This is a genomic window from Pseudomonas sp. ATCC PTA-122608 (assembly GCF_001952855.1).
Lineage (GTDB): Bacteria > Pseudomonadota > Gammaproteobacteria > Pseudomonadales > Pseudomonadaceae > Aquipseudomonas.
The window spans coordinates 41,490-67,481 of the sequence record NZ_LPNO01000052.1 but is presented as its reverse complement, the minus strand read 5'-3'; the positions used below and the strand labels follow the sequence as shown (position 1 = coordinate 67,481).

General features: G+C 60.9%; 22 protein-coding genes and 1 pseudogene. 8 read left to right on the top strand and 15 right to left on the bottom strand.

Annotated elements, in window-relative coordinates; all coding sequences use genetic code 11:
• Positions 1–51: 51 nt before the first annotated feature.
• From AU074_RS27950 to AU074_RS27930, 4 genes are all read right to left on the bottom strand, one after another.
• A complete protein-coding gene (locus AU074_RS27950) occupies positions 52–1,371 on the bottom strand; it encodes an MFS transporter (protein ID WP_076017454.1) in 1,320 nt (439 codons plus the stop codon).
• A 289-nt stretch (positions 1,372–1,660) separates the two neighbouring features.
• Entirely contained in the window at positions 1,661–2,986 is a 1,326-nt protein-coding gene (locus AU074_RS27945) for a sigma-54 dependent transcriptional regulator (RefSeq protein WP_076017453.1), read from the bottom strand.
• A complete protein-coding gene (locus AU074_RS27940) occupies positions 2,980–4,746 on the bottom strand; it encodes an ATP-binding protein (RefSeq protein ID WP_076017452.1) in 1,767 nt (588 codons plus the stop codon). Before AU074_RS27940 ends, AU074_RS27945 begins: the two co-directional genes overlap by 7 nt.
• A 233-nt stretch (positions 4,747–4,979) precedes the next feature.
• The gene (locus tag AU074_RS27930) at positions 4,980–6,503 is read right to left on the bottom strand and encodes a fumarate hydratase (protein WP_003214142.1); all 1,524 of its coding nucleotides are present in this window, start codon (positions 6,501–6,503) and stop codon (positions 4,980–4,982) included.
• Between the two features lie 299 nt (positions 6,504–6,802).
• Here AU074_RS27930 and AU074_RS27925 point away from each other — a divergent pair, with 299 nt between their 5' ends.
• On the top strand, positions 6,803–7,735 hold the full coding sequence (locus AU074_RS27925; RefSeq protein WP_076017450.1) for an iron-sulfur-binding ferredoxin reductase: 933 nt from the start codon (positions 6,803–6,805) through the stop codon (positions 7,733–7,735).
• 30 nt (positions 7,736–7,765) lie between these two features.
• Positions 7,766–8,515, top strand: a complete 750-nt coding sequence (locus AU074_RS27920) for an enoyl-CoA hydratase-related protein (protein WP_076017449.1) — start codon at positions 7,766–7,768, stop codon at positions 8,513–8,515.
• Between the two features lie 196 nt (positions 8,516–8,711).
• Here AU074_RS27920 and pyk read toward each other — a convergent pair whose 3' ends face one another.
• The gene (gene pyk, locus AU074_RS27915) at positions 8,712–10,163 is read right to left on the bottom strand and encodes a pyruvate kinase (RefSeq protein ID WP_076017448.1); all 1,452 of its coding nucleotides are present in this window, start codon (positions 10,161–10,163) and stop codon (positions 8,712–8,714) included.
• Positions 10,164–10,338: 175 nt separating this feature from the next.
• On the opposite strand from pyk, the gene AU074_RS27910 reads away from it, so the two are divergent.
• Positions 10,339–10,713 carry a tol-pal system YbgF family protein gene (locus tag AU074_RS27910; protein WP_076017447.1) on the top strand — a complete coding sequence of 125 codons (375 nt, stop codon included), beginning with the start codon at positions 10,339–10,341 and terminating at the stop codon, positions 10,711–10,713.
• Between the two features lie 225 nt (positions 10,714–10,938).
• A complete protein-coding gene (locus tag AU074_RS27905; protein ID WP_076017732.1) occupies positions 10,939–11,298 on the top strand; it encodes a PilZ domain-containing protein in 360 nt (119 codons plus the stop codon).
• A 17-nt stretch (positions 11,299–11,315) separates the two neighbouring features.
• Here the strand turns inward: AU074_RS27905 and AU074_RS27900 are convergent, their stop codons facing one another.
• The 6 genes from AU074_RS27900 to AU074_RS27875 are packed head-to-tail and all read right to left on the bottom strand — an operon-like array spanning position 11,316 to position 17,971.
• Positions 11,316–12,647 carry a DUF58 domain-containing protein gene (locus tag AU074_RS27900; RefSeq protein ID WP_076017446.1) on the bottom strand — a complete coding sequence of 444 codons (1,332 nt, stop codon included), beginning with the start codon at positions 12,645–12,647 and terminating at the stop codon, positions 11,316–11,318.
• Between the two features lie 7 nt (positions 12,648–12,654).
• On the bottom strand, positions 12,655–13,635 hold the full coding sequence (locus AU074_RS27895) for a MoxR family ATPase (protein WP_076017445.1): 981 nt from the start codon (positions 13,633–13,635) through the stop codon (positions 12,655–12,657).
• Complete coding sequence (locus AU074_RS27890) at positions 13,632–14,789, bottom strand: DUF4350 domain-containing protein (RefSeq protein ID WP_076017444.1); 1,158 nt, start codon at positions 14,787–14,789, stop codon at positions 13,632–13,634. Before AU074_RS27890 ends, AU074_RS27895 begins: the two co-directional genes overlap by 4 nt.
• A complete protein-coding gene (locus tag AU074_RS27885; protein WP_076017443.1) occupies positions 14,786–16,315 on the bottom strand; it encodes a DUF4129 domain-containing protein in 1,530 nt (509 codons plus the stop codon). The genes AU074_RS27890 and AU074_RS27885 overlap by 4 nt, the downstream gene beginning before the upstream one ends.
• On the bottom strand, positions 16,302–17,282 hold the full coding sequence (locus AU074_RS27880; RefSeq protein WP_076017731.1) for a stage II sporulation protein M: 981 nt from the start codon (positions 17,280–17,282) through the stop codon (positions 16,302–16,304). The genes AU074_RS27885 and AU074_RS27880 overlap by 14 nt, the downstream gene beginning before the upstream one ends.
• Positions 17,279–17,971 (bottom strand): RDD family protein, encoded by a 693-nt coding sequence (locus AU074_RS27875; RefSeq protein WP_076017442.1) that lies wholly within the window; start codon positions 17,969–17,971, stop codon positions 17,279–17,281. Before AU074_RS27875 ends, AU074_RS27880 begins: the two co-directional genes overlap by 4 nt.
• A 189-nt stretch (positions 17,972–18,160) precedes the next feature.
• On the opposite strand from AU074_RS27875, the gene sbcB reads away from it, so the two are divergent.
• Positions 18,161–19,588 carry an exodeoxyribonuclease I gene (gene sbcB, locus AU074_RS27870; protein ID WP_076017441.1) on the top strand — a complete coding sequence of 476 codons (1,428 nt, stop codon included), beginning with the start codon at positions 18,161–18,163 and terminating at the stop codon, positions 19,586–19,588.
• A 90-nt stretch (positions 19,589–19,678) separates the two neighbouring features.
• On the opposite strand, the gene mvaT is transcribed toward sbcB, so the two are convergent.
• Positions 19,679–20,053, bottom strand: a complete 375-nt coding sequence (gene mvaT, locus AU074_RS27865; RefSeq protein ID WP_005790963.1) for a histone-like nucleoid-structuring protein MvaT — start codon at positions 20,051–20,053, stop codon at positions 19,679–19,681.
• A gap of 350 nt (positions 20,054–20,403) precedes the next feature.
• Here mvaT and purU point away from each other — a divergent pair, with 350 nt between their 5' ends.
• Positions 20,404–21,252, top strand: a complete 849-nt coding sequence (gene purU / locus AU074_RS27860; protein ID WP_003209762.1) for a formyltetrahydrofolate deformylase — start codon at positions 20,404–20,406, stop codon at positions 21,250–21,252.
• 87 nt (positions 21,253–21,339) lie between these two features.
• On the top strand, positions 21,340–21,540 hold the full coding sequence (locus tag AU074_RS27855) for a hypothetical protein (protein ID WP_076017440.1): 201 nt from the start codon (positions 21,340–21,342) through the stop codon (positions 21,538–21,540).
• 10 nt (positions 21,541–21,550) lie between these two features.
• Here the strand turns inward: AU074_RS27855 and AU074_RS35005 are convergent, their stop codons facing one another.
• Together AU074_RS35005 and AU074_RS35000 are read right to left on the bottom strand one after the other, a co-directional pair.
• The gene (locus tag AU074_RS35005; RefSeq protein WP_371916669.1) at positions 21,551–22,315 is read right to left on the bottom strand and encodes a methyl-accepting chemotaxis protein; all 765 of its coding nucleotides are present in this window, start codon (positions 22,313–22,315) and stop codon (positions 21,551–21,553) included.
• Between the two features lie 93 nt (positions 22,316–22,408).
• Positions 22,409–23,440, bottom strand: a pseudogene (locus AU074_RS35000) (cache and HAMP domain-containing protein); the annotation flags it as partial.
• A gap of 196 nt (positions 23,441–23,636) precedes the next feature.
• Between AU074_RS35000 and AU074_RS27845 the strand changes: the two are divergent.
• On the top strand, positions 23,637–25,115 hold the full coding sequence (locus tag AU074_RS27845) for a helicase HerA-like domain-containing protein (RefSeq protein WP_076017730.1): 1,479 nt from the start codon (positions 23,637–23,639) through the stop codon (positions 25,113–25,115).
• A 122-nt stretch (positions 25,116–25,237) separates the two neighbouring features.
• Here AU074_RS27845 and AU074_RS27840 read toward each other — a convergent pair whose 3' ends face one another.
• The gene (locus AU074_RS27840; RefSeq protein WP_008432358.1) at positions 25,238–25,693 is read right to left on the bottom strand and encodes a DUF721 domain-containing protein; all 456 of its coding nucleotides are present in this window, start codon (positions 25,691–25,693) and stop codon (positions 25,238–25,240) included.
• Positions 25,694–25,992: the final 299 nt, after the last annotated feature.

The window sequence follows — 25,992 nt, the reverse complement described above, 5'->3', positions numbered from 1 at the left end:
AGGGGCCATGTCAGTCAATGACATGGCCCCTTTTTTACACCTGCCGAACCCTTAGTCCGTGGTAATCCGCGAATGCTTGCGGGTGTCCTTCATGGTCACGTACACCACCAGCGACACCGCAATACACGCGGTGACGTACCAGTAGTAACCGGTTTCCATGCCGATGCTCTTGAACCACAGCGCGATGTATTCGGCGGTACCACCGAAGATCGACACGGTCAGTGCATACGGCAAGCCAACGCCCAGGGCGCGGATTTCAGTCGGGAACAGTTCGGCCTTCACCACCGCGTTGATCGAGGTGTAGCCGCTGACGATAATCAGCGCCGCCATGATCAGGAAGAACGCGCCCCACCAGCTTTGGATGGTGTGCAGGGTGGTGAGGATCGGCACGGTGAACAGCGTGCCGAGGATGCCGAAGGCGATCAGGATTGGCCTACGGCCAACCTTGTCCGACAGCCCGCCCACGATAGGTTGCAGGCACATGAACAGGAACAGCGTGGCCGCCGAAATGGTGGTGGAGTCGGAGATGCTCATGCCGACGGTGTTCACCAGGTATTTCTGCATGTAGGTGGTGTAGGTGTAGAACGCCAGGGTGCCGCCCATGGTCAGGCCGACCACGGTCATCAGTTCCTTGGGGTGACGCATCAAGGTGCGCATCGCGCTTTCCTTGGCTTTTTCTTTCTTGGTGAACGACTCGGTTTCTTCCATGCCGCGGCGCAGGTACAGCGCCACTACCGCACACAGGGCGCCGATGGCGAACGGGATACGCCAGCCCCAGTCGTACAACTGCTCGGTGGTCAGGGTCTGTTGCAGCACGATCAGCACGCCGAGGGCGATGAGCTGGCCGGAGATCAGGGTCACGTACTGGAAGCTGGAGTAGAAGCCCCGACGTTCCTTGGTCGCCATCTCGCTGAGGTAAGTGGCGGAGGTACCGTATTCACCCCCGACCGACAGGCCCTGCAGCAAACGGGCAAAGACCAGCAGGATCGGCGCACCGATACCAATGGCTTCATAACCCGGGCTCAGGGCAATCAGCAACGAGCCGAAGCACATCAGGTACACCGAGGCCATCAAGGCCTTTTTACGCCCGACTTTGTCGGCGTACAGGCCCATCAGCCAGCCACCGATCGGACGCATCAGGAAACCCACGGCGAAGATCGCGGCGGTGTTCAAGAGTTGGGCGGTGGTGTCGCCTTTCGGGAAAAAGGCCTTGGCGAAGTACAGGGAGAATGCAGCGTAGACGTACCAGTCGTACCACTCGACCATGTTGCCGACCGATCCGCTGAAGATCGACTTGATGCGGCTGGAAGTGGTGCGAACTTTTGCCGGCGCAGCCGCCGACCCCAGAGGCAGGGAGTTGGAGTTATCCATTTAAGGATCCTTCATCTAATTGTTTTTGTGGAGCGCGCGCAAGCGCAGCCTGGCTGGGCTATAGCAGAAGCTGTGCCAAACAGGTGAAGGCCCGGTCTAGAAGGGTTGCAGAATTTTATTGAGCGGAAAGTCGCTGATGATTGATGGGTGATGAGCGGAAATCCGCCGACGAAGATCGCTCCCACGCTCTGCGTGGGAGCGCATCCTGTGACGCTCCGCGTCACGATTTTAAGGGCGGACGCGGAGCGTCCAGAGCTGCATTCCCATGCAGAGCGTGGGAACGATCGGATTAGAGGAACGTGTCCCGCGCCAAGCCATGGCGCTGCATTTTTTCATTGAAGGTGCGCCGGGGCAGCTGCAGCTCGGCCAGCACCGCCTTGATATCGCCCTTGTGCCGGGTCAACGCGGCTTTCAGGCAATGGGCTTCAAACGCTTCCTGCTGCGCCGCCAATGATTGCCCGGCTTCGATGCCTTCCGGCTCCGGTTCACCCAGCCCCAGCACTTGGCGTTCAGCGACGTTGGCCAGTTCCCGCACGTTGCCCGGCCAGTCATGGCTGAGCAGGCGGCCCAGCGCCGGCCCGCTCAACGGAGCGAAGCTGCGGCCCAGGCGTTCGGCAGCGCTTTGCGCGAAGTGTTCGAACAGCAGCGGAATGTCTTCCCGGCGTTCCCGCAGCGGTGGCAGGCGCAGTTGCGCGACGGTCAGGCGGTAGGCCAAATCCTCACGAAAACGCCCGGCGCGGGCTTCTTCCAGCAGGTCGGGCTTGGTGGCGGCGATGATCCGCAAGTCCACCTTGATGCTTTGATTGGAACCGAGCCGTTCCAGTTTCTGCTCCTGCAACACCCGCAGCAATTTCACCTGCTGGGCCAGGGGCATGCTTTCAATCTCATCGAGAAACAGCGTGCCACCGTCGGCATACTCCAGCTTGCCGATGCGCTTGCCTTGGGCACCGGTAAACGCGCCACTTTCATGGCCGAACAACTCGGCTTCAAACAGCTGCTCGGGAATCGCCGCGCAGTTCAGCGCCACAAATGGTTTCTTCGCCCGGGGGCCGAAATCATGCAGGCAACGGGCGACCAGTTCCTTGCCGCTGCCGGTTTCGCCGCGAATCAACACATTGACCGGCAGGCCCGCCAGGTCCAGCACTTGCCGGCGCAGGTTCTGCAAACCTCGCGACACCCCCAGCAGGCTCGATTCCAGCTGGGCCCGGTGATCGGCCTGTTGATGCAAGCGGCGGTTTTCCAAGACCAGCCCGCGCTTGTCCAGCGCCCGGCGCAGGCTGCTGAGCAGGGCTTCGGGGCTGAAGGGTTTTTCGAGGAAGTCGTAGGCGCCGTCGCGCATGGCTTCGACGGCCATCGGCACATCGCCGTGGCCGGTGAGCAGAATCACCGGCAGGTCGGCGTCGCGCCGCTGCACTTCGGCCAGCAACTCCAGGCCGCTGAGGCCGGGCATGCGCACGTCGCTCAGGATCACCCCGGGAAAGTCCCTGGGCAATTGCGCCAGGCATTCCTCGGCGCGGCTGAACAACTGCACGTCAAAGCCCGACAGGCTCAGCCATTGCTCGACGGCCGTGCGAATGCTGGCTTCGTCATCGACCACAATCACCGCGTTCAACATAGGTCAGGTGTCTCCAGGGCGATGGGCAAGGTCAGGGTAAAGATCGCCCCGTCACCGTGATTACCGGCGTTCAGGCGGCCGCCGAGTTCGTGGACGATAGCGTACGACACTGCGAGCCCCAAACCGAGCCCGTCGCCCACCGGCTTGGTGGTGAAGAACGGGTCGAACACGCTGTTGAGATTTTCTTCGGCAATCCCGCCACCGCTGTCGCTGACGGTCAGGCACCACAGCTGTTGATCGGCGTGCAGGCGGATTTCGAGGCGTTTGCGGGGTTTGTCGGCCATGGCGTCGAGGGCGTTGCGCAGCAGGTTGATCAGCACCTGTTCCAGGCGGATCGCGTCGCCACGTACCCAGGCCGGGCGGGTCAAATCGAGGACGGTACCGATGGCTTCGTCCCGTAGGCGGGCGTCGAGCAAATGCAGGGACTGGTCCACCACCGTGGCCAGGTCGAGCCGTTCGCGCAGGCCGCTGGGGCTCTTGCGGGCGAAGGTCTTGAGGTGGCCGGTGAGCGCGGCCATGCGCGTGAGCATATCGTCCAGAGGCGTCAGGGCCTGGTAGGCGTCGTCCACCCGGCCGTGATCCAACAGCAGCCGCAGGGTCGCCAGCTGCATGCGCTGGGCGGTCAGTGGCTGGTTGATTTCGTGGGCCAGGGCCGCTGACATTTGCCCCAGCGCCGCCAGTTTGGCGGACTGCACCAAACCATCCTGGGCGGTACGCAGGGCGCGGGTGCGTTCTTCCACCAATTGTTCGAGTTCTTCGCGGCTGCGCTGGCGCAGGCGGGCCAGGCGCCAGCGTTGGGTCAGGAACAGCACCAGGAACACCAGCGCCAGCCACGAACCGGCGGCGGCGAGGCCGGCATTGCGTTGGTCCTCAAAGGCAACCTGTGGCTTGCGCAACAGGTGCAAGGTCCAGCCTTCGGCTTTCAGCGGCAGGGATTCCCAGATGTAGTTGGCCTTGCCGTCGGGGCCGTCGACGCGCATCAGGTGGCTGTTTTCATCAAATCGCTGCAGGACTTCGGCGTCCAGCGGCAGCAGCTGTTTCTTGTCGTATTGGCGAGTGGCCTTGAGTTCGGCATGGTCGCTGTCCGACAACGCACGCAGTGCGCGGTAGCGCCAGCCCGGTTGATTGGCGATAAACACAATGCCCCGGGCATCGCTGACCAGCAGCAGGTCGTTGCCCTGAGCCCACTCGCGTTCCAGTTCCGGGAACTCCAGCTTGACCACCATGGCACCGAGGAACTGTTCGTTTTCGCCAACCACCGCATTGGAGAGGAAATACCCCGGAATCCCGGTAGTCACCCCCACCGCATAAAAGCGTCCGGTGCCTTGGCTCAGGGTTTGGCTGAAGTACGGGCGAAACGCATAGTTATGCCCCACATAACTGCTGGGCAAATTCCAGTTGCTGGCGGCCACGGCCAGGCCGTTGCGGTCCATCAGTTCCAGTGTGGAAGACTGGGCGGCGCCGTTGATGCGCTCCAGTTTGCGGTTGAGCAAATCCTGGGTGGCAGTGTCCAGCGGGCCCTTCAAGGCGCTGATCATTTCCGAGTCCAGTGCCAGTACGGCGGGCAGGGCGCGGTAGCGTTCGATCAGGGTGTGCAGGGAGTTGGCGTACAGCGCGAGTTGCTGATTGGCACGGGCAGCGTCATCCACCAGGGCCAGGCGTTCGGCGTGGCGGGTGGCCAGTGCGGCAGCCAGCATCGCGCCGGCGATGATCAGCAGGGAGTAGAAGGTCAAACGCAACGGGCGGGGAATCGCGATCATACGAAGATGAACAGTGCAATGAGGGGCGAGCACCATAGCACGCAGCGCATGGCTGTTGTGGCGAGGGAGCTTGCTCCCGCTGGGGCGCGTAGCGGCCCGAAAAAAATGGGAGCGCTGCGCACTGGAGCGCTAGCCCGGTCCAGCGCGAGCAAGCTCCCTCGCCACAGTGAGAGTTGCATGGCACAAAAAAAGGCGACCGTAGTGGTCGCCTTTTATCCTTGAAGGGGAAATGCTTACTGCACTTCTACCGCCAGGCTTTCACTGATCTTTTTCTGCCAGATGGCAGGACCGGTGATGTGTACCGACTCGCCCTTGCTGTCCACTGCAACGGTGACCGGCATGTCTTTCACGTCGAACTCGTAGATCGCTTCCATGCCCAGCTCGGCGAACGCCACGACGCGGGATTTCTTGATGGCCTGGGCCACCAGGTAAGCCGCGCCACCCACTGCCATCAGGTAAACCGCCTTGTGGTCCTTGATCGCTTCGATAGCGGTCGGGCCGCGCTCGGATTTGCCGATCATGCCCAACAGGCCGGTTTGCTCGAGGATCTGGCGGGTGAACTTGTCCATCCGCGTGGCGGTGGTCGGACCGGCAGGCCCAACGACTTCTTCGCGCACCGGATCAACCGGGCCGACGTAGTAGATAAAGCGACCCTTGAGGTCCACCGGCAGGGTTTCGCCCTTGTTCAGCATCTCGACCATGCGCTTGTGCGCCGCGTCGCGACCGGTGAGCATCTTGCCGTTGAGCAGTACGGTTTCGCCCGGCTTCCAGCTCTGCACGTCTTCCGGGGTCAGGGTGTCGAGGTTGACGCGACGGGCCGACGGGCCGGCTTCCCAGACGATTTCCGGGTAGGCGTCCAGCGGTGGCGCTTCCAGCGACGCGGGGCCCGAACCGTCGAGCACGAAGTGCGCATGACGGGTGGCGGCGCAGTTGGGGATCATGCACACCGGCAGCGAGGCCGCGTGGGTCGGGTAGTCCATGATTTTCACGTCGAGCACGGTGGTCAGGCCACCCAGGCCCTGGGCGCCGATGCCCAGTTGGTTGACCTTCTCGAACAGCTCCAGGCGCATCTCTTCGATACGGTTGGACGGGCCGCGCTTCTTCAGCTCGTGGATGTCGATGGATTCCATCAACACTTCCTTGGCCATCACCGCGGCTTTCTCGGCGGTGCCGCCGATGCCGATGCCGAGCATGCCCGGTGGGCACCAGCCGGCGCCCATGGTCGGAACGGTCTTCAGTACCCAGTCGACGATCGAGTCGGACGGGTTGAGCATGGCCATTTTCGACTTGTTCTCGGAACCACCGCCCTTGGCGGCCACGTCCACTTCCACGGTGTTACCCGGGACGATGGAGTAGTGGATCACCGCAGGGGTGTTGTCCTTGGTGTTTTTACGCGCACCGGCCGGGTCGGCGAGGATCGAAGCCCGCAGGACGTTTTCGGGCAGGTTGTAGGCCTGGCGCACGCCTTGGTTGATCATGTCGTCCAGGCTCATGGTGGCGCCATCCCAGCGCACGTCCATGCCTACACGTACGAATACGGTGACGATGCCGGTGTCCTGGCAGATCGGGCGGTGGCCGGTGGCACACATGCGCGAGTTGATCAGGATCTGTGCCATGGAGTCACGGGCCGCTGGCGATTCTTCGCGCAGGTAGGCTTCGTGCATCGCCTGGATGAAGTCAACGGGATGGTAATAGGAAATGAATTGCAGGGCGTCGGCAACGCTCTGAATCAGGTCGTCTTGCTTGATCACGGTCATGAGTCGCGCTCCTCTATAAGGGAACATTCAATAAAGGTGTCTTCAGTAGGGTGAGTCGGTCGGCTGAAGGCACCTTTCCAAGGCACGCCGTATGGTGCTGGCGCGACGCTAAAAAGGCGCGGCAGTATAACCCGCCACGGTGGCTGATACACCCGACTATGGTCATGAGTGCCAGGCCCGATTCACTGTAGGAGCGAGCTTGCTCGCGAAAAACGTGAATCTGATGGGTTTCGCCAGCCTCCCCGCGTTATCGTTAGCGACCTTCGCGAGCAAGCTCGCTCCTACAGTTGAAGAGTTTTATGCCTGAACTTCACGTCGGCGAACGCCACTGGTCGGTAGCCGCCGGCAGCAACTTGCTGGATGCCCTGAACCAGGCGGGTGTGGCTGTGCCTTACAGCTGCCGCGCCGGCAGTTGCCATGCCTGCCTGGTGCGTTGCCAGGGTGACCTTCGGGACAATCAACCAGAAGCCCTGAGCCCGGCGCAACGCCAGGACGGCTGGCGCCTGGCCTGTCAGTGCCAGGTCGCGGGTGATTTGCAGGTCGAGGCGTTTGACCCGCTGCGTGACGGGCTGCCCGCGACGGTGCTGAGCGTCGATTGGATGAGCCCGACGGTGCTACGCCTGCGGCTGCAACCCGAGCGCGGCTTGCGCTACCGGGCGGGGCAGCATTTGGTGCTGTGGGCGGGCAGCATTGCGCGGCCTTACTCTCTGGCCAGCCTGCCCCAGGAAGATCCGTTTCTCGAGTTTCATATCGATTGCCGCCTGCCCGGCGAGTTCAGCGACGCCGCCCGCCAGTTCAAGGCCGGTGACAGCCTGCGCCTGGGCGAACTGCGGGGCGGGGCGTTGCAGTACGACCCCGACTGGCAATCCCGGCCGCTCTGGCTGCTGGCCTCGGGCACCGGACTAGGCCCGCTGTGGGGCGTGTTACGTGAGGCCTTGCGCCAGGATCACCAAGGCGCCATCCGGGTCATTCACCTGGCTCATGACGCTGGCGGTCATTATCTGGCCGAGCCGTTGGCGCAGCTGGCTGCAGCGCATCCGAACGTGACGGTCGAGCTATGGACGGCGGCCGGGTCGACTGACGCTTTGGCGCAACTGCGGCTTGTTTCCCGGCAAACTCTGGCCTTACTCTGCGGGCACCCTGCCAGCGTCGAGGCCTTTTCCAAGCGCCTGTTCCTGGCCGGACTGCCGCGCAATCAACTGCTGGCCGATGTGTTCCTGCCCCGTGGTTGAGCGCTGAATTTTCCAGCCGCGAGATTTACCATGACCGACGCCATCCTGCAGCAACGCGAGCGCGGGTTGCTGATCCTGCAGCTCAACCGCCCGGACAAAAAAAACGCCCTGACCCGCGCCATGTACAGCCAACTGGCCGAGGCACTGGAGCAGGCGGATGCCGATATCAGCGTCAACACTGTGTTGATCCAGGGCACCAGTGAGTGCTTCACCGCCGGTAACGATATTGGCGACTTCCTTGAACAACCGCCGGCTGATCTCGACAGCCCGGTGTTTCACTTCATGCGCAGCTTGCTCAATTGCCGCAAGCCGGTGATTGCGGCAGTGGCGGGCGTGGCGGTGGGGATTGGTACGACGCTGCTGCTGCATTGTGACCTGGTGTATGTCAGCCGGGACGCGCGGTTGCGCATGCCGTTCGTTAACCTGGGGCTGTGTCCGGAGTTTGGTTCCAGCTTGATCCTGCCGCGCTTGCTGGGGCATGCCAAGGCGGCGGAGTTGTTGCTATTGGGTGAAGGCTTTACCGGTGAGCAGGCTGCCGCTTGGGGCATTGCCACTGAGGCATTGGGCAGCGGCGAATCGGCGTTGGCCAAGGCGCGGGAAGTCGCCGCACGGTTTGAAACCCTGGCGCCGGGTGCGGTGCAGGTCAGCAAGCATCTGATGAAAAGCGTCGATCGCGAACAGTTGCGCAAGGTGATCGAGGAGGAGGGCGCGTTGTTTACCCAGCGGTTGAAGTCGCCGGAAGCGATTGCGGCGTTGTCGGCTTTTATCACTCGGCGATGAATGTGTGTTGACTGGTCGGACGTCTTCGCGAGCAAGCCCGCTCCCACATTTAACCGAGTACATCCTGAAGAAATACGGTCGAAAGTGGGAGCGGGCTTGCTCGCGAAGAGGCCAGTGAAGCCAATACAAAAGCCAACCTGGAATGCAAAAAGCCCCGCCATTCACATGGCGGGGCTTTTGTTTTTCAGCGTGTCACTCAGACCATTGGGTCGCCAACGTGCAGGATCTTCATGCCGTTGGTGCCGCCGATGGTGTGGTAGCTGTCGCCCTTGGTCAGGATGACCCAGTCGCCTTTCTCCACAACACCGCGCTTGAGCAACTCGTCGATCGCGGCCTGGCTGACTTGCTCAGGCGGCAGCGATGCCGGGTCGAACGGTACGGTGTAGACACCACGGAACATGGCCGCGCGGGCCTGGGTTTCGCGGTGCGGGGAGAACGCGTAGATCGGGATCGAGGAGCGGATGCGCGACATGATCAACGGCGTGTAGCCACTTTCGGTCAAGGCGATGATCGCTTTCACGCCCGGGAAGTGGTTGGCGGTGTACATGGCGGCGAGCGCGATGCTCTGGTCGCAGCTTTCGAAGACCTTGCCGATACGGTGGCTGGAGGTCTTGCTGGTCGGGTGCTTTTCAGCGCCGACGCAGATGCGCGCCATGGCCTGCACGGCTTCCAGCGGGTACGGGCCCGCCGCACTTTCAGCCGAGAGCATCACGGCGTCGGTGTAGTCGAGCACGGCGTTGGCCACGTCGGACACTTCGGCACGGGTCGGCATCGGGTTCTGGATCATCGACTCCATCATCTGGGTCGCAACGATCACCGCTTTATTGTGGCGACGTGCGTGCAGGATGATTTTCTTCTGGATACCGATCAGCTCGGCGTCACCGATTTCCACGCCGAGGTCGCCACGGGCAACCATCACTGCGTCGGAAGCCTTGATCAGGCCGTCGAGGGTTTCGTCATCGGCCACGGCTTCGGCGCGTTCGATCTTCGCCACCAGCCAGGCAGTACCGCCGGCTTCGTCGCGCAGTTTACGGGCGTATTCCATGTCGGCGGCGTCACGCGGGAAGGAGACCGCGAGGTAGTCCACTTCCATTTCGGCGGCGAGCTTGATGTCGGCCTTGTCTTTTTCAGTCAGGGCTGGAGCGGTGAGGCCACCGCCGCGACGGTTGATGCCTTTGTGATCCGACAGCGGGCCGCCGATGATCACGGTGCAGTTCAGTTCGGTCGGGGTTGCGGTGTCGACGCGCATCACCACGCGACCGTCGTCCAGCAGCAGCTCGTCGCCGACGCCGCAGTCTTTCACCAGGTCCGGGTAGTCGATACCCACGACTTGCTGGTTGCCCTCGGTCAGCGGATGGCTGGTGGAGAAAGTGAACTGGTCACCGATCTTCAGCTCGATTCGCTTGTTGGTGAATTTGGCGATACGGATTTTCGGGCCTTGCAGGTCACCCAACAGTGCAACGAAGCGGCCATGTTTGGCGGCCAGTTCACGCACCAGCTTGGCGCGAGCCTTGTGCTCGTCCGGGGTGCCGTGGGAGAAGTTCAGACGGGCAACGTCCAGGCCAGCCAGAATCAGCTGTTCGAGGACTTCCGGCGAGTTACTGGCCGGGCCAAGGGTGGCGACGATTTTGGTACGACGGACGGACATGCACGGACTCCTGAGTTCAAGCGCTGAGGAAGGCTACTATGCTCTTTGGTTGTAGTCATTGTTCGTTTGCACTACTTATCGATGATTCGCTTGTTTTCACTCTGCATGAACAGATGAACAACCTTGAAGATTTTCGATGAAGGGTCGATACACTGCACAAGACAGGAGAACCCCCATGCGAATCGTGATCATTGCTGCCCTGGCCGTCAGTGTTGTCGGCTGCACCCGTTGGTCGATGGACCATCATTTGAACAATGCGTACCGCGCCTACGGTGTGGGCGATTGCCAGCGGGTCACCCTTGAGTTGTCCCAGGTCGACCGTGAAAGTCGTTCCCGGCGCTACGTGCAACCGGAAGTCTCGATGTTGCGCGGGCAGTGCCTGGAGCGCGAGAAATTGTTTGTCGATGCGGCGCAGACTTATCAGTTCATCATCAGCCAGTACCCGGCGAGCGAATATGCTTTCCGGGCACGCGCGCGGCTGGATACCCTGCAACAACTGGGGCATTACCCCGGCGCGAGTGCCGCCCGGCCGCGTCCGGCGTCGTTGTAATGATATTTGTCATGCCATAGCTGGCTCGTTGCCAGTCTTGGGCTAATCTTTGAGTGTCAGTTTGTATAGGTTTCTATTCGAACGGATGGAATACCCGGATTTGGCAGCCGTAAAGTGGCAACGCTTTTGCCGTTGTCGCACCGATATCCGGGGAGAGCGGGCCTTTGGGCTCGTTTCGAATCACTGGAGCGGCCACAATCATGGCCATTGGATGGCGACCTCATCATGTTTACTCCCCGACGGATCAAGCGGCATCAGTTACCTTGCTTCCTTCAAGTGTTCAATCGCCTCACAGACAAACCTATTGGCTATTTGGGCAATCTCTCCGAGCAGGGCCTGATGTTGATCAGCCAATTACCCATGATGGTCGACGTGGAGTTCGAGTTGCGCTTGAAGATCCCGGGGCCTGAGGGCGAGGTACATGCGGTGGACCTCACGGCTACCTGCCTGTGGTGCCATGAGGATATAAACCCCAAGCATTACGACTCCGGGTTTCGTATTTCCCAGGCGCCTGCCGAATATGGGGAGGTGATCAACGCACTGTTGAGTTACTTCAGCTTTGATCCCTTGCAGGCCTCTGCCTAGAGACAGTGCACCAGCATTCATAGTACGCCGGCTTTTTTCCAGCCCAGGTAGCGGGTCACCAGGGCGGCTCCCATTTCCGAAGGCAGCGTGTCCAGTACCGAAAGCCCGTGGGCGTTCAAGCGGTCATGGAGTTCGTCCCGGGTATTGAGATAGTCGACATTCCCGCAATAGGCCAGGGCTTCGGGCAGGGTTTGCACGGGGGCCTGGCGCAACTGGTCAAGGACTTCCTCCCGCAGGCTGGCAACCAGCACCCGGTGCTGGCGACTGATGCGTTTAACGGCGCCCAGCAATTCTTCATCATCCTCATCGCGCAAATTGGTCACTACGATCACCAACGAACGACGTTTCTGCCGGGCTAGCAGTTGGCTGGCGGCTGCCTGGTAATCGGCCGTACGCCGGGAAGTGTCCAGGTCATACACCGCATTCAGCAGCAGGTTGAGCTGGCCGCTGCCCTTGACCGGCGCGAGGTAACGCGGCTGGTCGCAGGCAAACGTGCAGAGCCCGACGGCATCGCCTTGGCGCAGGGCGACATAGCTGAGCAGCAGGCATGCATTGAGGGCGTGGTCGAAGTGCGACAGTTCGGCGTCCTGGCTGCGCATGCGCCGGCCACAATCGAGCATGAACATGATCTGCTGGTCGCGCTCGTCCTGGTACTCCCGGGCAATGGGCGTGCGTTGCCGAGCGGTGGCTTTCCAGTCGATCTGGCGCAGGCTGTCGCCCTCGCGAAATTCACGCAGTTGATGAAACTCCATGCCCAGCCCGCGTCGTTGGCGCTGGCGTACGCCGAGCTGGTTGAGCCAGTTGTCCACCGCCAGCAACTGCGCGCCGTACAGGCGCGCGAAGTCCGGGTAGACCCGGGTGGCATCGCTGACGTCTATCAACCGCCGTGCCGACCACAATCCGAGTGGGCTGGGAAGGTGAACTTCGCAACGGGTAAAACTGAAATGCCCGCGCCTTTGAGGTTTTAACCGGTAGCCCAATTCACTCTGCTCGCCGGGTCGCAGGTCGATGGACTGCGGCAGGTTCTGCACCGTCAAACCGTCCGGTACATGATCGAATACCTGGAGCACCAGTGGCTGGGAATAGTCGTGGTCCAGCGTCACCCGCACCTCGCCCCAGCGACCCAGCGCCAGGCTCCCGGGCATCTGCCGTCGCACGCGCGGGGACGGGCGGCGACGCAAACGGCCGGCATCCAGCAGGGCCAGTAACAACAGGGCCAGCAGCAGGCCCCACGTCACGGCGTGCAGGGTGTCTGGCACCTTGACCTGCAGCGCCACCAGTGCGCCGAGCAGGATGCTCAGGCCCAGCAGCACACCGAGCCAGATCAATAGCAGGCGGGTCGGTCTCATGGGCGGGTCATTGCCGTGGCGCCGGGACTTGGTCCAGCAGTTGCTTGAGCACCTGGTCGACTTCCAGCCCGTCGATATCCAGCTCCGGGGCAATGCGCACCCGATGGCGCAGTACGGCCAGGGCGCAGCCTTTGATATCGTCCGGGGTGACAAACTCGCCACCGCGCAGCAAAGCCCGGGCTCGTGCGCCACGCACCAGAGCGATGGAGGCCCGAGGGCCCGCGCCGATGGTCAGGCCTGGCCAACTGCGGGTGGTGCGGGCCAGCCGTACGGCGTAGTCGAGCACCTGCTCATCCAGCGCCAGCCCACTGGCGATCTGTTGCAGCTGCAACACATCTTCGGCGTGCAGCACCGTTCGCAGCGGTTGCACGTCGAGCATGTCGGCGCGGGACGAACGGGTGACTTCGCGCACCATGTCCAGTTCCTGCTGCGCCTCGGGGTAGTCCATGCGCACCTTGAGCATGAAACGATCCAGTTCGGCCTCGGGCAATGGGTAAGTGCCTTCCTGCTCGATGGGGTTCTGGGTGGCCAGTACCATGAACGGTTGGCCGATGGGCAGCGCCTCGCCTTCGAGGGTTACCTGGCGTTCCTGCATGGCTTCCAGCAACGCCGCCTGGGTTTTTGCCGGAGCACGGTTGATCTCGTCAGCCAACAGCAGGTTGGTAAACAACGGCCCCTTGCGCAGCTTGAACTGTTCGGTATGCAGGTCGTAGACGGCATGGCCTGTCACATCGCTGGGCATCAGGTCCGGGGTGAACTGGATGCGTGCGAACTCGCCACCAAAACAGCGTGCCAGGGCTCGAACCAGCAAGGTTTTGCCCAAGCCGGGAACACCTTCCAGCAGTACGTGGCCACCCGCGATCAATGCCGTGAGCACGTCATCGATCACCTGGTCCTGGCCGATGACCGCCTTGCGCAGTTCGACGCGCAAGGCCTGGGCCAGTTGGCTGGCGCGCTGGATCGGGTCTGCGGCTGGAAATTCGCTCATAGGGCATTCCTGAGGGTTTGCAGGCTAGCCACCTGGCGGCTGAAGTCGGCACTGGAGAGCCGTTTTGCCGGGAGTGGGCCGAGGGCCTGGCTGATGACGAGGGAGGGTTGGCGGGTCAGGCGTTCAAGCACCCGCGATTGTTCGGCAGTGTCGAGGTGTTCGAACCCGGGATGACGGCGCCTCGCCGTACGTTGGATGTCGCGCTGCAAGGCTTGCAACAAGCTGTTTTGGCCGCTGCGGCGCAGCAGGAAGTCGGCACTGGCTTTCAAATGTTCCTGCAATTGCCGACGTGCCTTGGGGGCTGGTTGCCGGATCGGGCCCTGGCGCAGGCTGGCGTGCCATAACCCCAGGGCGATCAATGCGGCGAGTGCCACCAGAGCCTGGGGGAAATAGCGCAGCAACAGACTGAACAGATCCTCGATATCGGTGTTGAACCGCAGCGTGACCTGCGTCCCCTGACTCAGGTACCAAAGCAGCCAGGCGTTATCGTATTGACCAATGGCCGGGCTTTTCCACAGGTCGCTGTCGGTGATCACGGTCACACGGCCTTGCCCGAGGTTAATCTGCATCAGGTGCGTCGACTTGGCACTGTTGGCCGAGAATTGCGCCAGGTGCCTGGGGTCGGTGAGATTGAAGTCGGTGTCGAAGCTGAAATAGGCCGGGGCCGTTTCGTTGTCCACATAGAGTTTGGTCAGGTCCGGTGTTTTCTTTTTACGCGCGGGTGCTGGAGCGTCGAACTCTTCACTGAAGGATTGGTGTATCTGCACGCGGTCCAGCAGCAGGTCACCACTTTTACCGGTGTCGTCATCCCACAGTGCCTCTGCGACGAGCAGCAGGTGGCCGCCAGCCTGTGTCCATTGCAGCAATTGCTCGACCTGCGGTGGGCTCATGTTACTGCGCTCGCCCAGCAGCAACAGGCTGTTGCCTTTGGGCGAAAGACTGGCCAGCCGTTCCAGGCTGTTGGCGTGCTCCACCACCAGGCCTTGCTGGCGTAGAAAGTGTTCCGCCGCCAGGTAAGGGTTGGCGAGGGCTTCGGGCGAAGGGCCGCGATCGACCACCTCCTGATACGGGATCGCCTTGTGCCAGGCATAAAAACCGCCTGCTGCGAGCAGGCCCGCCACGAGCAGTCCGACCCACAGCAATGGCCGGTTCATTGCGCAGCTCCCGAGCCGAACAGGGCTCGCCAACTGCTGCATAGCTGTTGTTGCGCGAGGGCAGGCGGCAGGCGGTGGCCATAGGCAAGGTTTTGCCAGTAGCGGGTCAGCTCATCGCTGAACGCCAGTAACTGCGGCTGTTGCAGTTGGCGGATACGCTCCAGGACCTGGCCTTCCGTGTCGGCGTTTTTCAGCGGCAGGTTGAAGTCGTGCAGCAGTCGGCTGAGCAAGCCACGGTAAAGCAAACCGAGGGCTTCCCGAGGCTGTGTCGCCCAGAGCTGTTCGGCGGTGCCGGCGATGTCTTCGGGCAAGGTGTCTGCCCCCAGTTCGAGGCCGAACAACTGCGAGGGGGCGGGCTTGGCAGCCTTCGGCTTGCGTGGGCTGCGGCGGCTGACAAAGGCATGCAGCCAGTCGCGGTAGCGCCAGATCACCAGTGCCAGGCCACCCACCAGCAACCCCCAGAGCAGTACTTCAAGGCCCTTCGCGATGTGCTTGAACGAATCGCTGTTGAGGTTTTTCAGCAATGCTTCCAGCCAGGCCGGCAACTTGCCGTCATCAGCCGGTTTGTTTTTGTCCGCCGCTTTTTCTTCGCCGAAGCGGTAGCGGGTGACGGTCTCGGAGTTTTTGAACGGTGGCTGCTCCAACAGCGCCTTGATCGACTGACTGGCCGATTGTGTACTCAGCTGTTTTTGGGGAGCCGGTTCATCGGCCCATGCCGATGGGAGCGGCGGAACCAGCATCAGCCCGATCACCAGCAGCAGGACCGGCGCCACACCGCTCAGGCGCTGGCGCAATCGGCGGAACACCAGCTCCAGGTCCCAGGCTTCCAGTACGGTGCGGCGGTTCAGGTACAGGCTGAAACCGCAGGCGACATAGATAGGCTCCCAGAACACCAGGATCAGCGCGTAGAAGGCGTTGGTCAGGTGTTCCAGCCAGAGCCAGTCGTGCCCCGCTGTGAGCACCAGCTGTTGCCAGTCCCAGTCCCGTTCGACCTCTTGCGGCAGGAAAAAATAGAACACGGCCATCAACCCGAACCACAGGGCGATTTCCAGATGCACCCCGATCAGGGTCAGCCAGCGTGCGGCGCCGGCATTGCGTTGTTGCAGCACACCAAGACGTTGTTGGCGCGCCTGGCCTTGCAGGCCTTCGAGCTGGACCACCGGCATCACGAAGCTGCGGCTCAGGTTGAAGCGTCGCCAGGTCAGGCTGGCCAGCAGTTGGCCCTTGAGCAGGCGCGGCGAGTGGCGCAGGGCTCGTTTCAGGCTGGGTGTTTCGCCGAACAGGGCCCTGGACAGGATATACAGTGGCAGGCGGTCGAATGCCGGTTTTAACCACCAGAACAGTAACAGCGCGGTGGAGGGATGATTCCACAGCAGCACGCTGAACAGCGCGAAGATCGGCAAGGTCACGATGGCCCAGCTGCTCATCAGCAGCAGCCGATGTTCGCGGGCCAGCAGGATGCCGAGGTCCATGGCTTCCCAGGAGGTACGCGGGCGGATCACGACGCTGGCATCACTCAGGCGCATGGCGGTTCCGTCCGGCAAGCAGCAGGTAGGCGGCCATCAGCAACCAGAGGGTGGTGCCCACCAGGTACTTGATCCACGGCGCCACGGCATTGGTGGAAGACCAGTACGCCTCGATAAACGCGGCGATCAGCAGGAACACCATCACACCGCAAATCATCTGCACGCTTTTACGTGCGGCCAGTCGCAGGGATTCACCTCTCGTCAGTTGCCCCGGCGCAATCAACGCCCAGCCCAGTTGCAGGCCGGCCGCGCCTGCCAGGGCGATGGCGCTGAGTTCGAAGGCGCCATGGCCAATCACGAAAGACCAGAAGGTTTGGCCGTAGCCGATTTGTGTCAGGTGCCCGGCAACGGCACCAATGATCAGGCCGTTGAAGAACAGGAAAAACACGCTGCCCAGGCCGAACAACAGCCCGGCGGCAAAGGTCTGGAACGCGATGCCGATGTTGTGCATCACGTAGTAGCCAAACATCATCCAGTCTTCGCTGGAGGCACGTTCGGCTGCCCGGCCCAGGCGGCTGGCATCCGGGTCGTACATGCTTTGCATCTCAGCCACTTGTTGGGGGCTGACGATGCTGTAGATCAGGTCTGGATACAGGTACACCAGCAACGCGATGCCGATCAGGCTGCCAAAGAACAGCAGGCTGGCGGCCAGCACGAACGGCCATTGCGCGCGAACCAGCCTGGGGAAGTCGGCCAGCAGGAAGCTCAGTACGTTTGCGCCCAACTGGCTGCGATGCCGATACAACTGCTGGTGGCCGCGCAAGGCAAGCTGCTGCAACGGGTCAACCAGGTAGCTGCTGTAGCCACGCTCCTGGGCCAGGGCCAGGTGTTGGCACAACTGCCGGTACTGATGAGGGAAGTCGGTGAAGTCAGCGCGCTTGGCGTTGCCTTTTTCAAGCTGTGTCAGTTGCGTGGCAAAGGCTTGCCATTGTGCTTGGTGGCGGCTTTCGAAAAAACTCTGCTTCATGCTGGCCCCAACAATCCGCGAGCCACGCCGTTCAGTTCCGCCACGGCGCGGGCAGGGGAGACTTGCAGGGGAGTGGCCAGGATCGCGGCCAGTTCGTTGATTCGCTCGGCGGAGAGTTCGCCCTGGCGTTCGGCGAAGCTGAGAATCGCCCGTTGTTCGTTCAGCTCAAGGGCGAACGGCAGGCGCAGTGCCGGGGCTTGCGGCACCTGCGGACGGGAAAGGGGTTGTTCGCGATAGATCACCAGCGTCCCGGCCGCCAGGTCACCCAGGCGTTTGAAGTTGGGGTGTTGCAGGCAGCTGATGGCGCCGAGGAAGTAGCCGAAGGGCAGCATGTCGACAAAACGCAGCAGGTTGCGGATCAGCGAGGCGGACCAGCCGATGGGCGTGCCGTCGTCCTGTACCACCCGCAGGCCCATGATCTGCTTACCGGGCGAGCAGCCCTGGTTAAGCACTTCGAACAGCACCATGTACCACCAACTGACGAGGAACAGCAGCAGCGAGCCCAAGCCAATGCCCAGGTTGCCGAGAAACGCGAGGGCGATGAACAGGATGCCAAGAATCAGGCCGCGCAACCCCAGGTCGAAGGCAAAGGCCAGTGAGCGAACCAGCAGGCCGGCCGGGCGCAGGGGCAGGTCGACGCCCTCCGGGGTCTCGATCTGGTAGCGGGTGTCCAGTGGCGCAGATGGCATCGCGGTCCTTGGCAGTGCGGCGCTGGCGCCTGGGCGGCAGCGGCGGGGTTGGAAAGACGGATGCTAGCAGTGTCGACGGTGGAAGCAACCACTCAACGATTTACTGAATGTTTGTACAGTGAACACAGCGCTGGCCCCCGGTGCCGTCAAGCGCCTAGACTTTGCCGGTCTTCAGCACAGGAATAGCCCGTGACCACCATTTTCTGGTACGACTATGAAACCACCGGCATCAACCCGCGTAGCGACCGCCCGCTGCAGGTAGCCGGTATTCGCACCGACCTTGAACTCAACGAAGTCGGGCCGCCGGTCAATCTCTACTGCCAGCCCAGCGAGGATATCCTGCCGCATCCGGCCGCCTGCGCGATTACCGGCATCACACCCGGGGTGCTGGCGGAAAAAGGCCTGGCCGAAGCCGACTTCATGACCCGCGTACACGCCGAACTGGCCACCCCGGGTACCTGCGGGGCCGGCTACAACACGTTGCGTTTTGACGACGAGATGACGCGCTACAGTCTGTACCGCAACTTTTTTGATCCCTATGCCCGGGAGTGGCAGGGCGGCAACAGCCGCTGGGACCTGATCGACGTGGTACGCACCGCCTATGCCCTGCGCCCGGACGGGATCGTCTGGCCGGAACAGGACGGGCGCGTCACCCTCAAGCTTGAGCGATTGACGGGTGCCAACGGCATCGATCACGGCCAGGCCCACGATGCCTTGTCCGATGTGCGCGCCACCATCGCCCTGGCGCGGTTGATCCGCGAGAAACAACCCAAGCTCTATGACTGGCTGTTTCAACTGCGCAGTAAGCAACGGGTTATGGACCAGATTCGTTTGTTGCAGCCGATGGTGCACATTTCCGGTCGCTTTTCTGCCGAGCGTCATTACCTGGGCGTGGTGCTGCCTCTGGCCTGGCACCCGCGCAATCGCAATGCGTTGATCGTCTGCGACCTGGGGCTCGATCCCCAAGGGCTGTTGGACGAGGACGCCGATACGTTGCGCCGGCGGCTATATACCCGTCGTGACGACCTTGCCGAAGGTGAGTTGCCGGTACCGCTCAAACTGTTGCACATCAATCGCTGCCCGGTGGTCGCACCGTTGAGCGTGCTTCGGGCCCAAGACCGCGAGCGTCTGCAACTGGATATGGATGAGTGTGAGGCGCGGGCCCTGCGGCTAAGCGACGCACAGGAACTATGGCGCGATAAATTAGCGCTGATTTACGCCGAGGAAGATTTTGCGCCAACCGCTGATCCTGAGCAGCAGCTATACGATGGTTTTATCGGTGACCGTGATCGACGTTTATGTGAACAAGTGAGAGTCGCCGAGCCTGCGCAACTAGGGCGTCAGCAATGGCCTTTCGATGATGAACGTTTGCCTGAATTATTATTTCGCTATCGTGCGCGTAACTTCCCTGACACCTTGAATAGTGAGGAGCAACAACGCTGGAGAGTTTTCTGTCAGCAACGTTTGTCAGACCCGCAATGGGGCGCGCCAAACACCCTTGAGGCTTTTAAGCAGGCGCGTCTTGAGTTGGCTGTTAGTGCTACACCGTTTCAGCAGCGGGTGCTTGATGAATGGCAGGAGTATGTTGACTCTTTAGCCGCACGAATGAGCCTGTAATCGGCACACAGGTAAAATACGGACAATAAAAAACGCCAGCTAGCTGGCGTTTTTTATTGCGTTGCGTATCACGCGGCGTCCTGGTGAGGCTTAGCCCAGCAGGGTAGCCCAGCCTTCAACCACGTCGCCGCCCCACTTGGCTTTCCACTCTTTCAGAGTCTTGTGGTTGCCACCTTTGGTTTCAATCACTTCGCCGTTATGCGGGTTTTTGTATTGTTTAACCTTGCGTGCACGCTTGGTGCCGGTAGTTTTTACGGCGCCACGTGGAGCTTTAACTTTCGATTCTGGATCCAGCAGCGCGATGATGTCACGCAGGGATTTGGAGTATTCGCCCATCAGGGTGCGCAATTTGCCTTCGAATTCCAGCTCGGTTTGCAGTTTGTCGTCTTGGGACAGGTTCTTCAAACGGGCTTGCAGCTCTTTGATAGCTTCTTCGGTGGCGCGGTATTCGTTGATCAGGGACATGAGGACTACCTTATGTAGGGCGCGGGGTGAAAGGGGATAGTGGCCCAATAATAGTCAGACAGTTTGCTCAAGTAAACATTTAAGACTGCATTTATGTAATTTACTTTGGTTGTTTGTGACAAAAGCGTGGAATTTAGTTAATTACTAACGGCGACAGGCTAAAGATACTCTCGCTAAGTCTTGGCTTACTGCCTGAGTCCACGGGTTTGCACACATACAATGGGTAAAACCTTACGCTATTAAGGGGCAGGGCTGACGCTCGCGATCAGAATAACGGTTAAGGAATACTGCAGTTTTTCTGCGCAATCGCTAGAATGGCGGCCTTTGTGAAGTTCTGGAGTTTCCCCCTAATGCGCACTTTTCGGCTGGTGATTGCTTGCCCGGACCGGGTTGGCATCGTTGCCAAGGTCAGTAACTTTCTGGCTTCCCATAACGGCTGGATCACCGAAGCGAGCCATCACTCGGACAATCTCAGCGGTTGGTTCTTCATGCGTCACGAAATTCGTGCCGATACGCTGCCCTTTGGTCTTGAGGCATTTCGCGAGGCATTTGCGCCGATCGCCGAAGAGTTCTCGATGACCTGGCGCATTACCGACACGGAACAGAAAAAGCGCGTGGTCCTGATGGCCAGTCGCGAGTCCCACTGCCTGGCGGACTTGCTGCATCGCTGGCACAGCGACGAGCTGGACTGCGAGATTTCCTGCGTGATTTCCAATCACGACGACCTGCGCAGCATGGTCGAGTGGCATGGCATCCCGTACTACCACGTTCCGGTCAACCCGCAGGACAAAGAGCCGGCATTTGCCGAAGTCTCGCGCCTGGTCAAACAGCACGATGCAGACGTCGTGGTGCTGGCGCGCTACATGCAAATCCTGCCGCCGGAACTGTGCAGTGAATACGCTGGCAAGGTGATCAACATTCACCACAGTTTCCTGCCGTCGTTTGTGGGTGCCAAGCCGTATCACCAGGCATCCCTGCGTGGTGTAAAGCTGATCGGTGCTACCTGCCACTATGTTACCGAAGAGCTGGACGCAGGTCCGATCATCGAGCAGGACGTGGTACGCGTCAGTCATAGCGACAGCATCGAAGACATGGTGCGTTTTGGCCGTGATGTCGAGAAGATGGTGCTGGCTCGCGGCCTGCGCTATCACCTGGAAGACCGGGTGCTGGTGCACGGCAACAAGACCGTCGTGTTCTGATTGAAGTGTTTTGATTGAAGAGTGAAGGGCCTGGGCGTTAAATCGCTACAGGCCCTTTTTTCTTTGGCAACAGGTGAGGATTGGAGAATGAGCGATCCACTTGATAAAGCCACGTCCAAAGCTCCCGCGACGCTGGGAGAAGGTTGTTTGAGTCGATATGACCCGGATGACCTGAGCAGTGAGGACGGCACCGAGTTTCCAGGTGCCGCCGAGTTGTGGGAGCAACTGCAAGACACATCCGATTCGCCGGAAGAACAGGCGTCAGCCGCTGCGCAAGGCCGCCACTGACGCTGTTGAATCAGATCCGGAAACTGCCCACCAGTTGTTTCAAGCGCGCTGCCTGTTGTTCCAGGTCGGAACAGGCGCGCAACGTCGATTGCAGGTTTTCCACACCTTCCTGATTGAGGGTGTTGATCTCGGTGATGTCCATGTTGATCGACTCCACCACCGAGGTCTGTTCCTCGGTAGCGGTGGCGACTGACTGGTTCATCCCGTCAATCTCGCCGATGCGCTGGGTCACGCTGTTCAGGCGCTCGCCCGCCAGGTTGGCGATTTCCACGCTGTCCTGACTGTGTCGCTGGCTTTCGCTCATGGTGCTGACCGAATCCCGCGCGCCGACTTGCAGCTCCTCGATCATCTTCTGCACTTGCTGCGCCGATTCCTGGGTGCGGTGTGCCAGGTTGCGCACTTCATCGGCCACGACCGCGAACCCGCGACCGGCTTCCCCGGCCCGTGCGGCTTCAATCGCCGCGTTGAGGGCCAGCAAGTTGGTTTGCTGGGAAATGCTGGTGATCACTTCCAGGATCTGCCCGATGTTCACGGTCTTGCTGTTAAGCGCTTCGATATTGGTGCTGGAGGCGCTGATCATTTGCGACAACTGGTTCATCGCCTTGATATTGCGCTCGACAACGTGTTGCCCGTCTTCGGCCAGGTGCCGCGCATCGGTGGCCTGATTAGAGGCCTGGGCGGCGTTGCGGGCGATTTCCTGGGCGGCGGCCCCCAACTCGTTGATGGCCGCGGCGACGCTGTTGGTGCGGTTGGCCTGCTCGTCGGAGTTGATCATCGAGGAGTTGGAGGCGCTGACCACCCGCAAGGCCACTTCATTGACGTGTTCGGTGGCCGAAGACACTTCTCGGATCGAGGTGTGAATCCGCTCCACGAAGCGATTGAACGCGATGCCGAGCACGCCGAATTCGTCGTGGTTCTGGATGGTCAAGCGGCGGGTCAGGTCGCCTTCGCCGTCGGCGATGTCTTCCATGGCGCGGGTCATGACGTGCAATGGTTGCAGGAGGATGCGGATCAGCATGCCCAGCAGGGCGATGATGATGACCACGGCGATGATGGTGGCAATGATCGCCGAGGTGCGGAACTCACTGAGCATGGCGAAGGATTTGTCTTTATCCACCGACAGGCCGAGGTACCAGTTCACCGAGGGCAGGCCCTTGATCGGGGTAAAGGTGACGATGCGGGTTTTGCCGTCCACGTCGACTTCACTGAAATCGCTGCTGATCTTCGGGGTGCTTTTTGGATAGACGTCAGCCAGGGTTTTCATCACCAGGTTTTTGTCCGGGTGCACCAGCACTTTACCGTCGGCGCTGACCAGGAAGGCATAACCCATGCCGCCGAAGTTCAGGGCGCCGATGTTGTCCACCAGGGTTTGCAGGCTCAGGTCACCGCCCACCACGCCGACACTCTGGCCGGCTTTGCTGCTGGGGGTGGCAATGGAGATGATCAACTGGCCGGTGGCCGCATCAATGTACGGTTCGGTCAGGGTTGAGCCGTTACTGCCCTGTGCGCCCTTGTACCAGGGGCGTACACGCGGGTCGAAGCCGTCGGGCATCTTGGTGTCGGGGCGGATCACGAAACCGCCTTTGCTGTCGCCCAGGTACGTGGCCATGAACGAAGACGTCAGGGCTTTCTGTTCCAGGAGGCTTGCGACGTTAGTTGAATCCGGGTTGATGGCGATGTTCTGGGCGGCACTTTCGATCAGCACAATGCGCCCGGTGAGCCAGGTCTGGATGTTGCTGGCGGTGACATCACCCATTTCATGCAGGTAGTTGTTCAGATCGTCGCGAATCGCATTACGCTGCAAGTAGTCGTTGTAGAGGGTAAACAACGCAAAGGCGGCAATGACGATAAGAGCGGCGGCAAGCAGGATTTTATGGCTGAAACGCAGATTTTTATTCATGGCTTGTGGGGTCCGCTATGGTCTTAATATCCGATGCACGTCCTTTTGAGGCGCGCAAAATGGCTGCGTTAAAAAAAGTGTGATATTTCCATCTGCTCCTGCAGGAATTATCCGGCCCGTTTTTCTAAGACTTTTTGGGTCTCTCGCTCTAACTGTATCGACCACGCAGTGCTAAAGATTAACCATGGGTGACAAAATGCCTGACTCCTCGCAACTCATTATTGGTGCCGATCTTCAAGGTCAGCCGATCGCCCAGTCGATGCGCCTGGCCAACCGCCACGGCCTGATCGCGGGTGCTACCGGCACCGGCAAAACCGTCACGTTGCAGCGTCTGGCGGAAGCCTTCAGCGATGCCGGCGTCGCGGTATTTGCCGCCGACATCAAGGGCGACCTCTGCGGCCTGGGCGCTGCGGCCAACCCTCAAGGCAAGGTCGCTGAGCGGATCGCCGGCATGCCTTTCCTTAATTACACGCCCAAGGCGTATCCGGTGACGTTGTGGGATATCCACGGCGAGTCCGGTCATCCGCTGCGTACCACCATGAGTGAAATGGGCCCGCTATTGCTCGGCAGCCTGTTGGAACTCACCGACAGCCAACAATCAGCGCTTTATGCGGCCTTTAAGGTGGCCGATCGCGAAGGCCTGTTGCTGCTGGACCTCAAGGACCTCAAGGCGCTGCTCAATCATTTGCGCTACCACCCGGAATTGCTGGGGGAAGATGCGGCCTTGATGACTACCGGTTCCAGCCAGGCGTTGTTGCGGCGCCTGGCGGTACTGGAGCAGCAGGGCGCCGAAGCGTTGTTCGGCGAACCGGCGTTGCAACTGGAAGATATCCTGCAGCCGGCCAGTGACGGCCGCGGACGCATTCACCTGTTGGACGCCAGCCGCCTGGTGCATGAAGCGCCGAAGGTGTACGCGACCTTCCTGCTCTGGCTGCTGGCCGAGCTGTTCGAGCAACTGCCGGAGCGCGGTGATGCCGACAAGCCGCTGCTCGCGCTGTTTTTCGATGAAGCGCATCTGTTGTTCGCCGATACGCCAAAGGCCCTGCAGGATCGCCTGGAACAAGTCGTGCGACTGATTCGTTCGAAAGGCGTCGGCGTGTATTTCGTCACCCAGTCTCCGGGGGATCTGCCGGACACGGTGCTGGCTCAGTTGGGCCTGCGCATCCAGCATGGGCTGCGGGCGTTCACCACTAAAGAACAGAAATCCCTGCGGGCCGTGGCCGATGGCTTCCGCCCCAACCCGGCGTTTGATGCGCTGGCGGTGCTGACCGAATTGGGTACGGGTGAGGCGTTGGTGGGAACCTTGCAGGAAAAAGGGACGCCTGAGGTAGTCCAGCGCGTGCTGGTGGCGCCGCCACAATCGCGGATCGGGCCGTTGAGCGAAGCTGAGCGGGCGGCGTTGATTGCCGGTTCGCCGTTGCTGGGGCGCTATGACAAGCCGATTGACCGGGAGTCGGCGTACGAAGTGTTGATGGCGCGCAAGGACCTGGGGCCGCAAGAGGAGGCGACGCCCGCTGCTGAAGAACCGAGCTTTACCGACAAGGCCGGCGCGTTCCTGGGGACTACGGCAGGCAAGGCACTGAAATCGGCGATGCAGCAGGCGGCCAATCAGATGGGCCGGCAGTTGGTGCGCGGGTTACTGGGGTCGCTGTTGGGCGGCAGCAAGCGTAAATAACGATGCGATCAAATGTGGGAACGGGCTTGTTCGCGAAAGCGGTGGAACAGTCAATATATCCAGTGACTGACACGCCGCCTTCGCGAGCAAGCCCGCTCCCACACTTGGTTCTGCGCCGGGTCTCAGGTCTTGGGTTTGGCGTGAGCGGCCAGCCGCTCCAGTGCCGCGCGTAAATTCGGGTCGGTAATCCCGTCGGCTGTGGCCTGAATGGTTTCGGCTGCAATCTCCGACAAATCCATCGTATGCCCCACTGCACCTTGCGGTACGGTCGGCGGTTGTACTTTGAACTGGATGCGCGTCAGGCTGGCGAATTCATCGAAGGCCATCAATTGGCGCTGCAACCGTTTTTGCTGATAGCGCAGGCGCGTCGCCCAATGGCCGTCGGTGACGATCAGCAGCAGATTGCCTTCACGCCACGACGCCACATGACAGTGTTCGCGGGCGGCGGGTTGCAGTTGGCTTTCTACCAGGCGTTGCAAATGACCAAGGCGTTGCGCATGGCCGAAGATGGCTTTTAAAGGCTTGGCTTCGCGAAGCAACACGGCGGGAGCTCGAGCCGTAAGAGGGCGAAATGCCATGACTAGACACCTTAAGTAACAGAGCGGCCATGGTAGCAGAAAGTGTCTGCACCGCCGCGCCCATTGCATTACGGGCAGATTATCCATTAAATCAATGAGTAACTTATTGCCCGAATGGGTTGAAGTTCAGCAAAAAGCCCTTATTTTAAACAAGCCCTCTAAGAGCGCCGTGCCTGCATCGTGGAATAACGCCACTTTCCTCACCCACGTTTCCGGGTAGAATGCTCGTTCGCATGCGGCCGTGAGGGCTGCTCGGGCGACTCACGGGGCGCCCTCCATCCCTATGTGTGGAAGAACCT